This is a genomic window from Streptomyces cyaneochromogenes (assembly GCF_003963535.1).
In the GTDB taxonomy this organism is placed as follows: domain Bacteria; phylum Actinomycetota; class Actinomycetes; order Streptomycetales; family Streptomycetaceae; genus Streptomyces; species Streptomyces shaanxiensis.
Genome location: NZ_CP034539.1, coordinates 9,464,631 through 9,477,098, shown reverse-complemented (window position 1 = coordinate 9,477,098; position 12,468 = coordinate 9,464,631). Strand labels below are relative to the sequence as shown.

Annotated in this window: 9 protein-coding genes; 4 read left to right on the top strand and 5 right to left on the bottom strand. The window is 68.7% G+C overall.

All coding sequences use genetic code 11. The features are described from left to right. The first annotated feature begins 53 nt into the window (after positions 1 to 53). Positions 54 to 944 (top strand): SDR family oxidoreductase, encoded by an 891-nt coding sequence (locus EJ357_RS42585; RefSeq protein WP_126397440.1) that lies wholly within the window; start codon positions 54 to 56, stop codon positions 942 to 944. A 325-nt stretch (positions 945 to 1,269) separates the two neighbouring features. Here the strand turns inward: EJ357_RS42585 and EJ357_RS42575 are convergent, their stop codons facing one another. Beyond that, positions 1,270 to 2,184, bottom strand: coding sequence for a LysR family transcriptional regulator (locus EJ357_RS42575; RefSeq protein WP_126397436.1), 915 nt, complete (start codon positions 2,182 to 2,184; stop codon positions 1,270 to 1,272). Between the two features lie 226 nt (positions 2,185 to 2,410). Between EJ357_RS42575 and EJ357_RS42570 the strand changes: the two genes are divergently transcribed. Then, entirely contained in the window at positions 2,411 to 4,711 is a 2,301-nt protein-coding gene (locus EJ357_RS42570) for an FdhF/YdeP family oxidoreductase (protein ID WP_126397434.1), read from the top strand. A gap of 669 nt (positions 4,712 to 5,380) precedes the next feature. Here the strand turns inward: EJ357_RS42570 and EJ357_RS42565 are convergent. The 3 genes from EJ357_RS42565 to EJ357_RS42555 form a co-directional block, all read right to left on the bottom strand. After that, a complete protein-coding gene (locus tag EJ357_RS42565; RefSeq protein WP_126397432.1) occupies positions 5,381 to 6,592 on the bottom strand; it encodes a S8 family peptidase in 1,212 nt (403 codons plus the stop codon). A 398-nt stretch (positions 6,593 to 6,990) separates the two neighbouring features. After that, on the bottom strand, positions 6,991 to 7,935 hold the full coding sequence (locus EJ357_RS42560) for an LLM class F420-dependent oxidoreductase (RefSeq protein WP_228472779.1): 945 nt from the start codon (positions 7,933 to 7,935) through the stop codon (positions 6,991 to 6,993). Then, entirely contained in the window at positions 7,932 to 8,717 is a 786-nt protein-coding gene (locus tag EJ357_RS42555) for an ABC transporter ATP-binding protein (RefSeq protein WP_126397430.1), read from the bottom strand. Before EJ357_RS42555 ends, EJ357_RS42560 begins: the two co-directional genes overlap by 4 nt. 269 nt (positions 8,718 to 8,986) lie before the next feature. Between EJ357_RS42555 and EJ357_RS42550 the strand changes: the two genes are divergently transcribed. Together EJ357_RS42550 and EJ357_RS42545 are read left to right on the top strand one after the other, a co-directional pair. Further along, positions 8,987 to 10,012 carry an ABC transporter substrate-binding protein gene (locus EJ357_RS42550; RefSeq protein ID WP_126397428.1) on the top strand — a complete coding sequence of 342 codons (1,026 nt, stop codon included), beginning with the start codon at positions 8,987 to 8,989 and terminating at the stop codon, positions 10,010 to 10,012. Between the two features lie 74 nt (positions 10,013 to 10,086). Continuing rightward, positions 10,087 to 10,941, top strand: coding sequence for an ABC transporter permease (locus EJ357_RS42545; RefSeq protein ID WP_126397426.1), 855 nt, complete (start codon positions 10,087 to 10,089; stop codon positions 10,939 to 10,941). Positions 10,942 to 11,105: 164 nt separating this feature from the next. Here the strand turns inward: EJ357_RS42545 and EJ357_RS42540 are convergent, their stop codons facing one another. Beyond that, positions 11,106 to 12,164: a vWA domain-containing protein gene (locus tag EJ357_RS42540; RefSeq protein ID WP_126397424.1), complete on the bottom strand. Its 1,059-nt coding sequence runs from the start codon at positions 12,162 to 12,164 to the stop codon at positions 11,106 to 11,108. Positions 12,165 to 12,468: the final 304 nt, after the last annotated feature.

The window sequence follows — 12,468 nt, the reverse complement described above, 5'->3', positions numbered from 1 at the left end:
GGTGCAGGAGGGAACCCGGCCACCGTCCGTGTCCGTGCGGTGAGGAGGCCGTCATGACTGATCCGCAGCACACCCAGCAGGACCCGGCCACCCAGCATCCGCAGCCGGACTTCCCGGCGCAGGAGCAGCCCCACCCTGGATGGACCGGGCCGATGGACCCGCCGCCCGATCACGGCGAGGAGAGCTACCGTGGCGCCGGCCGGCTGGAGGGCCGCGTGACCGTCATCACCGGCGGCGATTCGGGCATCGGGCGGGCGGTGGCCCTGGCCTTTGCCCGCGAGGGCGCCGACGTGGTGTTCACCTACCTCCAGGAGGAGGCGGAGGAGGCACGGGAGACGTCCCGGCTCGTCGAGGACGCCGGTCGCAAGGCGGTCGCCGTCGTCTGCGACATCCGTGAGGAGGACAACTGCCGAGCCCTGATCGAGCATGCGGTCGCGGAGTTCGGGCGCATCGATGTCCTGGTGAACAACGCCGCCTACCAGATGTCCCAGCCGGACGGCATCGAGGCGATCACGACCGAGCAGTTCGACCGGGTCATGCGTACCAACCTCTACGGCATGTTCTGGCTGACGAAGTACGCCGTACCGCACATCCCCGAGGGCGGCAGCGTCATCAACTCCACGTCGGTGCAGGCCTACAAGCCCAGTCCGCATCTGCTGGACTACGCGACGACCAAGGGCGCGATCGTGACCTTCACCCAGGGGCTGGCACAGATGCTCGTCGACCGCGGCATCCGCGTCAACGCGGTCGCGCCGGGGCCGGTGTGGACGCCGCTGATCCCCGCGACGATGCCGGACACGGTCGAGTTCGGCAAGCAGAGCCCCCTCGGCCGCCCGGCCCAACCCGCCGAACTGGCCCCCGCGTACGTGTATCTCGCCTCCCAGGAGGCCAGCTTCGTCACCGCGGAGATCCTCAACGCGACGGGCGGAACACCGCTGCCGTAGTCGGGGCACAGCCGACAGGGCCTCCCGCCGGGCGAGGCCGGCTACGGAGCGGGAGGCCGGCCGGGTGCCCGACCCGATCGCCGCACGAACCGCTGGCCGAACGGCACGTGCGGCTGCGTCCAGTGCAGCCAGGTGCCGCCGTTCTCCAGGTCGCGTCCGAGCCGGCGGTCGGTCCAGGTGCGGCCGCCAGGTTCTCGCGCACCTCGCGGGCCACGCGCAAGGCGCGCGGGTCGCCGGGACGGGGTATCCACCGCATGGTGTCGGCCCGGGACCGCTTCGGTCAGGCCCGGATCCCCCACGCCCTCCAGTAGATGGAGCAGCGCCGTTACTCGGGCACCTCGTCCAGCGCGGCCGCGATTCCCGCCCGGTCGGCGGCGTCGACGAGCGCCTGGCCGATCACGGAGACCGGCTCACGAGCCGGCAACACCAGTCCGATCCGCTCCGTGCGGACGGGCCGGACCAGGCGGACGGCCCGCATGCCCGTGGGTACGCCGAAGACATGCAGCCAGGCGTGCGGCACGATACTCGCCCACTGACCGGACCTGACCTGCGCGAACAAGGAGGCGATGGAGTCGGTCTCGACGCGCGGGGCCACGGAGACACCCACTGATTCGAACACGGCGTCGAGAACCTGGCGCCCCTGCATCATGGGGTGCAGCAGACAGAGCGGGTACTGGGCGGCTTCCTCCCAGGTGACCTCGGCGGGCCCGGTGTCGGTGGCGGGCCACTGGGTCAGGAACACGTAGCGCTCCTGGTACAGCGGGACGACCTTCAAGCCATGCGCCACGGCGGAGCTGTGGTAGGTCACGGCGGCGTCCAGTTCGTACGACCGAAGCCTGTTCACGATGTCCTCGGCCCGCAGATCGGCGAAGACCTGGACGGTCGCCAACGGGTTGGAGGCGCAGAACCGCTGGGTCAGCAGGGCGACCGCCGTGGTCGCGGTCGGGACGGTCCCGATGCGCAACCGGCCGCTCAGCCCCGAACGCAGCGCCTGGATCTCGCCCTGCAACGCGTCCCGGTCGGCGAGGATGCGCTGCGCCCACAGAACGACCCGCTCGCCCTCCGGTGTGAGCCCGTCGAACCTGCGCCCCCGCTGGACCAGCGGGATGCCGAGTTCCTCCTCCAGTTTCCGGATCCCTTCGGACAGCGCCGGCTGGGAGACGTAGCAGGCCTGCGCGGCCTGCGCGAAGTGGCGGGCGCGGGCGAGGGCGACAAGGTATTCGAGTTGGCGCAGCAGCACGCCTCAATGATCCACCCGGGCCTCGTTGATCCACCACTGGCGGCCGGACTTCGGTTCCCGAGGTCACACCTCGCTGACGCCCACTGATCGGCGGCACCTATCACGCGATAACACCTGCCGCTTTGACACGCTTCGATCCACTGGCGAAGAGTTTCCGCGAACGGTCGGCGAGACCTGTTCCGCTCGCCTGCGCTCGCCGCCCAGGACGGAAAGGGCACGAGGCTCGATGCGGGACTTCGACGAACCGGATGAGGACGAGCTGTCCGTGACGGCTCCCAAGACGTGGGCCACGGGCGCTCCCGCGGTGGTGCACGCCCTCAAGTACGCCCTGGGCCAGACGTCACCGAAGCGCACCGCGCTGACCCTGCTCAACATCAACCAGGCGAAGGGCTTCGACTGCCCGGGCTGTGCCTGGCCCGAGCCCGCGCCGGGAGAGCGGCACCGCAACGAGTACTGCGAGAACGGCGCGAAGCACATCAGCGACGAGGCCACGTCGCGGCGGGTCACCGCGGATTTCTTCCGGCAGTACTCGGTGGACGAGCTGAGCAGGAAGTCGGACTACTGGCTGAACCAGCAGGGCCGGCTGACCGAGCCGATGGTGCTGCGCGAGGGCGCCACCCACTACGAGCCGGTTGGCTGGGACGAGGCGCTGGACCTGCTGGCCGACGAGCTGCATGCCCTGCAGCACCCGGACGAGGCCCTGTTCTACACCTCCGGGCGGCTGGCCAATGAGCCGGCCTTCCTGCTCCAGCTGTTCGCGCGGGCCTTCGGCACCAACAACCTGCCGGACTGCTCCAACATGTGCCACGAGTCCAGCGGCTCGGCTCTGAACGAGACGCTGGGTATCGGCAAGGGCAGCGTCAGCCTGGACGACATCTACGACGCCGACCTCGTCTTCGTCGTCGGACAGAACCCGGGGACCAACCACCCGCGCATGCTGACCGCGCTGGAGGAGACCAAGCGCCGCGGCGGTCATGTCGTCGCCGTCAATCCACTGCCCGAGGCGGGGCTGCTGCGCTTCAAGCACCCGCAGAAGGCGCGCGGCGTGATCGGCCGCGGCACACAGATCGCCGACGAGTTCCTGCAGATCCGCCCCGGCGGTGACCTCGCCCTGTTCCAGGCGCTCAACCTGCTCCTGCTCGACGCGGAGGACAAGGAGCCGGGCACCGTCCTGGACCGGGAGTTCATCGAGGAACACACCACCGGATACGACGCCTTCGCCGAGCACATACGCCGGACCTCCTGGGACGACGTCCTGGAGGCCACCGGGCTGAGCCGTGACCAGATCGAGCGGGTGCACGAGCGGGTTCTCGAGAGCCGCGGCGTCATCGTCTGCTGGGCCATGGGTCTCACCCAGCACAAGCACGGCGTTCCCACCATCAGGGAAGTCGTCAACTTCCTTCTGCTGCGCGGGAACATCGGCCGACCGGGCGCGGGGGTGTGCCCGGTCCGCGGGCACAGCAATGTGCAGGGCGACCGCACGATGGGCATCTGGGAGCGCATGCCCCAGCCGTTCCTGGACCGGTTGGGCCGCGAGTTCAGCTTCACCGCGCCGACGGCACACGGCCTTGACTCCGTCGACTCGATCCGGGCCATGCGCGACGGACTGGCCAAGGTGTTCGTGGGCGTCGCGGGCAACTTCGTCCGGGCCACTCCGGACAGTGACGTCACCGAGCAAGCCCTGCGCAACTGCACACTCACCGCGCACATTTCGACCAAGCTCAACCGCTCCCACGCGGTCTGCGGGCGTACGGCCCTCATCCTGCCGACACTCGGCCGCAGCGACCGCGACGTCCAGGCGGGCGGGGAGCAGTTCATGACGGTCGAGGACTCCATGAGCGAGGTCCATGCCACCCGGGGCCGCCTCGCCCCTGCCTCACCGCACCTGCTGAGCGAGGTGTCCATCATCAGCCGCCTCGCCCGCAGGGTGCTGGGATCCGAACCGGACATCCCCTGGGAGGACTTCGAGGCGGACTACGACCTCGTGCGGGACCGCATCTCCCGGGTCGTCGAGGGGTTCGAGGACTTCAACGAGCGCGTACGGCGCCCCGGCGGCTTCCGCCTGCCCAACCCGGTCAACAGCCGAGTGTTCCGCACTCCCGCCAAGAAGGCTGTCTTCACCGTCAACGACTTCACCATGCTCCAGGCACCCAAGGGGCATCTGGTCCTGCAGACCCTGCGCTCGCACGACCAGTGGAACACGATTCCCTACGCGATGGACGACCGCTACCGAGGCATCAAGGGTGGCCGCCGCGTCGTCCTGGTGAACAAGGCCGACCTCACCGACCTTGGCCTCGCGGACGGCGCCGTCGTCGACCTCGTCAGCATCTGGTCCGACGGTTCGGAGCGCCGCGCGGACGACTTCCGCGTCGTCGCCTACCCCACTCCCCCGGGTTCGGCCGCCGCCTACTACCCGGAGACCAATGTCCTGGTACCGCTCGACAGCGTCGCGGACATCAGCAACACCCCGACGTCGAAGTCCGTGATCGTCCGTCTGGAGCGCCCTGAGGAGCGGGGACGGGCGTGAGCCGTGACGGCAGGGGCAGGGACAGGGGCTTCGGGGCGCACCCGGGGCCCGTGCGGCGGCCACGAGAGCGCCGGCACGAGGGAGGTAGCTTCCTGAGGTACGCGAGGAGTCGGCGTGGGCGCCTCGCTGCCCCGCCGGCTCCGCATGCTCCCTTCGACAAGCTCCGCAGCGGCCGGACCAGCTCCTCACGCCACATGGACTCGCCTTCCAAGTCCCCTGCGCCGCAAGGACATTGAGCCCTTTGCGCGCAGGAAGCCGCGACACTCCGGACGCCGGGCCTCAGACAGACGTGAGTGCCCCGCAAGCGGCCGACAGGGCGGGCAGGCCGTCCGCGAACGGGGCGATGAACCGTGACCCCGACCGCCGTGATGTGGATGGCCACAATGCCTCGGCTACCTCGGCGTGCCCCTGCACCACCGGAGTGCGCCGTCCGCCACCGCGACACCGAGCCCCCGGGTCCCCGGCCCCTGGCCCCGGCCAGCCGGCGGGACCCGGGTTTGCGCCGCACTGCCCCAGGTCGGCCCCCTGCGCGGCCGGCCAGGATGCCGTCAGCCCCGAGTCGACCGCGCGATGCCCCGCCCCCGAGTACCACCCCTCACCACGACACGGCCCGGCGATGCCGCTGCGCACGCGCTGGCGGCACCGCCGGGCCCACTGTCCTGTGTGAGACTACTCAGTCACCTTCAGCAGCTTGTTGGGCGTTCCGCTGCTCGGGTTGGTGATCTTGTCGCCGGTTGCCGCGCCGGTGAGCGCGGTGGCGACCTGATCGGGAGTGGCGTCCGGGTGACCGGCCAGGTAGACGGCGGCGGCTCCAGCGACGTGGGGGGTGGCCATGGAGGTGCCGGAGATCGTCTTGGTTCCCTGGTCGCTGTCGTTCCAGGCGGAGGTGATGTCCGAACCCGGCGCGTACAGGTCCACGATCGAGCCGAAGTTGGAGAAGTCCGACTGGGCGTCGTCCTTGGTGCTGGACGCGACCGTGATGGCCTCGGGGACCCTGGCAGGTGAACCCTGCCCCGCGTCCGCCGACTCGTTGCCGGCGGCGACCGCGAAGGTGACACCCGCGGCGATGGCCTTCTTGACCGCCTCGTCGAGAGCGGGGTCGGCGCCGCCGCCGAGGCTCATGTTGGCCACCGAGGGACCCTGGTGGTTCTTGGTCACCCAGTCGATGCCGGCGACGACCTGCTCGGTGGTGCCCGAGCCGTTGTCGTCGAGCACGCGGACCGCGACGATCTTGGCCTTCTTGGCCACCCCATGGGAGGCGCCGGCGATGGTTCCGGCCACGTGGGTGCCGTGGCCGTTGCCGTCGTCGGCCGTGTCGTCGTTGTCGATGGCGTCGAACCCGGAGGCGGCGCGGCCCTCGAAGTCCTTGTGGCTGATGCGTACGCCGGTGTCGATGACGTACGCGGTGACGCCTTCCCCGGCCTTGTCCGGGTAGGTGTACTTACTGTCGCCGGCCGTGTCCTGCTGGTCTATGCGGTCCAGGCCCCAGGACGGCGGGTTGTCCTGGGTGGCATTGATGTGGAATCTCTTGTTCTGGACCACCTTGGACACCGTGGGGTCGGCCGCGAGGCGCTTGGCCTCCGTCTCGGTCAGGCTGCCGGCGGAGAAGCCGTTGACCGCCGAGCCGTAGGTACGGCTGATCTTGCCACCGTACTCGGCGGCCAGGTCCCGCTTCTCGGCCGTGGACGCCTTCTGGTCCAGCAGGACTATGTAGCTTCCGGCCACGGCTCCTTCGGCATTCAGACCGTAGACGGTGCCCTCCGCGGGCTGTCCCGCCTGAGCGAGGGGGGACACGTAAAGGCCGGTGCCGACGACGGTAGCGACAGCCGCGATCGCGGTGACGATCTTGGCCTTGCCTGAGCGTTTGTGATGCGCCGTCAAGAGGGGTCTCCTCGTGAAGTGGGGGGATTTGCGTTCGAACGCAGCGCTGCGCGTGCTCAGGAGAGTGCCGACTTGTCGCGGGCAGATCAATCTCTCCAGGTGCCCCCGACGCCCGACGAATGGCCGACCTCCACGGGATTCACGCACATTCGAAGCAACCCGAGCGCAAATGTGCAGCACTGAACGCTGGTTGAATCACCAAGGAACGGTCCAGGATTATCTGTGCCGATTTCTTCACCGTCTACGCACATGCGGTGGCGTCAGGCGTCACCTTGAGCGGGCAGCCGGGTGCGTTCGAGGCACTGTTGGGCCGGCTCCTGACCCGGGGACGGGGCACGGCCAGGACGTAGCCGACGTCGGCCACTTCCTGCGGCACAGCCTGCGTCGGCCTCCACCCTCTACAGCTGCGGGAGCACCTCACCGGCGATGAGTTCCAGGTGGTCGAGGTCATTGAAATCGATCAGTCGCAGATGGATACGGCTTGCGCCGATCGCGGAGAACTCGCCGAGCCGCTCCACGAGCTGGGCCGGGGATCCGACCACCGGATCCTCCGGTGGCAGCGCGCTCTTGACATGCAGCGGGGCGGCCCGCCGTCGCGCCTCCGCGCCCGTACGGCCGATGGCGACCACGACCCCGGCCGAGAGCACCAGCGGTGGCTGGTGGGTGTCGGCCCGTCCGATCCGGTCGCACGCCTCGGCAACCCGCCGGTACGCCCGGGCCGTCTCCGCCACCGACTTGAAGGGCATGTTGAATTCGTCGGCGTACCGAGCGGCCAGCTCCGGGGTGCGCTTGGGGCCGCGGCCCCCGACGATGATCGGCGGCGTCGGCACCTGCACGGGCTTGGGCAGGGCGGGCGCGTCGACCAGTTGGTAGTGGTCGCCGCGATGGCTGAAGCTCTCGCCGACCGGTGTCCGCCACAGGCCGGTGATCACCGCCAGCTGTTCCTCCAGCCGATCGAAGCGCTCCGCGGCGGGCGGGAACGGGATGCCGTACGAGGTGTGTTCCCGCTCGTACCATCCTGCGCCGAGGCCCAGCTCGACTCGCCCCCCGCTCATCCGGTCGACCTGCGCCACCATCACGGCGAGCGGACCCGGCAGCCGGAAGGTGACCGAGGTGACCAGGGTGCCCAGCCGGATCCGGGAGGTCTCCCGGGCGAGCGCGCCCAGCGTGAGCCACGCGTCGGTGGGGCCTGGCAGCCCGGGATCGGCGCCCATCGCCTGGAAGTGGTCGGCCCGGAAGAAGCCCTCGAACCCGCCGGCTTCGACGAGTCGGGCGAAGCGCAGCTGATCCTCGTAGTCGGCGCCGCGGTGCGGCTCGGTGAAGACACAGATCCGCAGGCTCATCGCCCCTCCGTTTCGGCCGACGTGGATGTGTCCCGTTCCATCAGCAGCTCATGCAGATCGGCGCTGCACCGCGCCACTTCGCCCAGGTGCGCGGTTCGGCCCAGCGTCCTCGGCCGGGGAATGGCGACGTCGACGATCTTGCGGATCCGGCCCGGGCGCGGGCTGAGCACCACCACCCGGTCGGCGAGCACCACGGCCTCGTCTATGGAGTGGGTGACGAAGACGACTGTCGACGAGTTCTCGATGTGGATGCGCTGCAGCTCCACCGCGAGGTCCGCGCGGGTCAGCGCGTCCAGTGCGGAGAATGGTTCGTCCATGAGCATCACCCGGGGCTCACCCATCAGCGACCGGCACAGCGCGACGCGTTGCTGCATACCGCCGGAGAGCTCGTGCGGCCGGTGCTTCTCGAAGCCGCTCAGCCCTGCCGTCTCCAGCAACCGCTTCGCCCGGTCGCGGTACTCGGCCCTGTTCCAGCCGAAGATCTCCACGGGCAGCAGCACGTTGTCGAGGACGGACCGCCAGGGCAGCAGTGCCGGCCGCTGGAACAGCATGGCGACATCCCGCCGGGCTCCGGTGACTCGCTCGCCGCCGATGGTGATCTCGCCCTCGGTGACCGGCAGCAGCCCGGCGATCAGCCGGAGCAGTGTGGACTTGCCGCACCCGGACCGGCCCACCACCGCCACGAACTCACCCTCGGCGATGTGAAGGCCGATGTCCTGGAGCGCCACCGTCGAACCGGACCGGCTGGTGAAGCTCCGGGACACACCGGTGAGTCTGATCATCCGGCGGTCTCCCCATCCACTGGCGATCGCCATGCAGGCCGGTTCGTGACGCCCGGTCAGGCTACCCGCAGCAGGCCGCTCGGCGGTACCTGTCGTCCTGTCGGCGCATGCCCCAATGCCCCACACCTGGCCCACAACTACCCATCGCTCGTACGCTGTTGCCCGCACCAAGTGTCATGCCCCAGACGATTCCAAGCCGTTCTGTCTCGTCCGTCTCGACGCCCCTCCGCCGGCGCGCAGTCGGCGGTCGAAAGGACAACACTGTGCGCATGATCAGGTTCGCCCGTACGGTCGCCGCGGTGGCCCTGACCACGGCGCTGGCGCTGGTGGCGGGATGTGGTGGCTCGGATTCCGACGCAGGTTCCGGTGAAGAAGGCAAGGCGCTGAAGAAGGTGACCTACCTGACCTCGTTCGGAAACTTCGGCCGGGACTCGTACGCCTGGGTCGCGAAGGACAAGGGGTACTTCGAAGAGGCCGGCTTCGACGTGGACATCAAGCCGGGCCAGGGCACCGGCGGTGTGATCCCGGCCGTCGTGAGTGGCCAGGCGCAGTTCGGCCCGATCGACCTGACGGGAGGACTGCTGCACATGGGCAGCGGTCAGGCGAAGGACTTCGTCGCGGTGGCCGCCATCCAGCAGCGCACCATGGCCGCGATCGCCACCACCGAGGGCAACGGCATCGCCACTCCGAAGGACCTCGAGGGCAAACGGCTCGCCGACACGCCCGGCTCTGTCGTACGCAACCTCTTCCCGACGTACGCCCGGCTGGCCGGCGTGGACGCCGACAAGGTGACCTGGGTCAACGGCGAGGCACAGACCTTGATGGGCACCCTCGCCGGCGGCTCGGTGGATGGCATCGGCCAGTTCGTGGTGGGTGAGCCGACCATCGAGGCGGTGACCAAGAAGAAGGCGGTCCTGCTGCCGTACAGCGACGTGATACCCGACCTCTACGGAAACGTGCTGATCACGTCCAAGAAGCTCGCCGAGCAGGATCCGGAGACGGTGAAGCGGTTCTCCGCGGCGCTGCTCAAGGGCTTGCAGTACAGCCTCGCCCACTCGAAGGAGGCCGCCGAGATCCTTGCGCGGAATGTGGACGCCACGAATCCGACCGCCGCGGCCGCCGAGTTGGAGTTGATGGCCGAGTACGTCACGCCGGGCGGTTCCGGCACGAGACTCGGGACGCTGGACTCCGCACGTGTCGCGAGGAGCATCGCGATCCTGGAGCGAGCGGGCGCGCTGCGGCAGGGAATGACCCCTGAGCAGATCATCGACTTCGACCTGGTGCCGAAAGCCTGATCGCGTCGCGCCGGAGAAGGGCCTGGCTGGGAGAAGGGCCTCGCTGAGAAGGGCCTCGCTGGGAGAAGGATGGGATGGCCGAACTCTCGAAGCGGCAGCAGGCCTCGACGGCGTGCCCGGAGCCGATGCCGGTGCCCGTGCCGCGAGTCGGTCCACGGCGCGGGACCGGCCTCGGCGTCCTGCTGCTGCCCTTGGCCGGACTTCTGGTCGCGCTCGGCGTGTGGTGGCTTCTCACCTCGGCGCTGAAGGTGATCCACCCGGCTGTGCTGCCCCCACCAGGTGCCGTGCTCTCGGCGTTCGCCGCAACCCCGGACCGGTTCCTGGAACACACCGGCGACACCACCGTGGAGACGGTTGTCGGGTTCGTCCTCTCCAGCGCCTGCGGTGTTCTGATCGGACTGTCACTGGCCGCTTCGCGGGTACTGGAGCGAATGTTCACGCCGCTGCTGGTCGCAGTCAACGCGGTTCCGAAGATCGCGCTGGGGCCGCTGTTGGTGGGAGCGCTCGGCTGGGGGCAGAAGCCGGTCCTGACCATGGTCTTCCTGCTCTGCTTCTTCCCGATCGTGCTGTCCACCGCAGCCGGCCTCACGTCGACCCCGGCGGACCTGGCCGAGTTGGCGCGCTCGCTGGACGCCTCGCGCTGGCAGGCGTTCCGGAAGGTGCGGTTGCCCGCCGCACTGCCGCAGATCTTCGTCGGGCTCAAGGTGGCCATGCCTCTCGCCGCGATCGGCGCGGTCATCGGCGAGTTCCAGGCCGGTGAGAGCGGGCTGGGCTATCTGATCGTGCAGGCGGGTGGGGTCGGCGACACCGCCACCGCCTGGGCCGCGATCATCCTGATCGGGTTGATGAGCATCCTGCTCTACTTCGCTTTGGTGCTGTTGGAACGCTTGGCGCTGCCCTGGGTCAGGGACACCACCTCGCGCGGCTGACGCAGCGTTGGGTCAACGCCATGCCGTCCGTGAACCGACCCCCGGTCTTCTTGCCGCCCCGTGCCGCCAGTGACCGCACGGGGCGAACATCTGCTACTCAGGCGGTCTCCAGCAACGGGAGTGAGTTGCTCCCGGACCGCCACCCCGCTCTTCACTCATTGATTTCAGAGCATGATGAGCAGACGTGTATTCGGCTTGAGCTTCCTGTTCACCGAACGACTCTGTACGTATACCTCCAACTTGGGGTTGTTCCCCGCTTTCACGGAGACGGTCCCCTGGACGCCCGAGCCGAAAAGAAGGCTGCGTGCCGCGTCGCCCGTATAGGCTCGGTCGGTGTCCTTTTCGACCACGATAACTCCCTTGTTCTGCTGAACCTGAGCCCGGGCGCCCAGCTGGTAGTAGCACGAACCACGTTCGTACGTCACGCCCGGATGCGAGTTGACGAAGGGGCGGATCTCGACCTCCTTGTCGACTTTCAGGAGCCGGTACTTGTCGGCCGGAATCGGTTCGAGGTTGGCCCGCACCTCGTCAACCGATATGTCCTGACCGACGGCGAACAGGTTCTTCGTGCCGCGCACCCCGTGCTCACGCCCGCGGAGGAAGCTGGTGGCGGCGGCACGCACGGTGCCGATCGCCTCCTCGACGCCCTTCTGGGAATCCGCGTCCCAGATGGCGATGTTCCCGGCCGGGAAGCCGTAGTTCTGGGCGGTCCGCTTGGCCAGGGAGTTCGGGACGAGGATCGCGGAGGTCCAATGGCCCGGAAGCCCGCCCATCTTCGCCGTGATCCTGTCGAGCCAGGGGCCGAGGATGGCCATGTCGCCGTCGTGCCGCCGGTCGCCGCCGGAGGCGTTCTCCTCGCCGTCCGTCACGACGATCTGGAGGAAGCTGTGCTCGCCGTATTCCTCCCAGATGTGGCCCAGGTCGTCGAGGGACTTCAGAGAAGCCTCGATAAGGGCCGTAGCGCCGTTGTTGACCTGGTACAGCCCCCGCATGGACGGCAGATGCTTCACGTCCATGTCCCAGACCAGATTCTCCACCCTGTGGTCGAAGGAATAGAGGCTGATCCGGGTCTCGTGTCCGAGGCTGTCCGACTCCGCCTTCAAACCTGCGACGAACTCGTCCACAACTCGAATGAGTTGACTCTGGTGCGGGCGCATTGAACCCGAACAGTCCACCACCAGCGCGACGTGATTCACCTTGTGCTGGATCCTGTTTGCGGACATGTTTGTGCTCCCCCTCTGAGGCTCTCCTCAAGTGATGTCTCCACTCTATGGGGAGGCACTGACAACGGCCTTTGACGCTCAATCACCTGCCTGACGGCGAGCCCTTAAGGCTCTGGGACCGCGCTGCAGCCCCTCCCGGGACGACCGCAATGGTGCGGGCCATCCTCGTCCCACCACGCTCCACCACGTCGAGAACCCGACCCACCAAGGATGAGAAGCGCTCAGCCATGCCGACCGACCCAGGTGATGAGTTTTCGCGTCCGCACCCGTCACACCTACGACGGGACACGACGAGGCGGAAGGA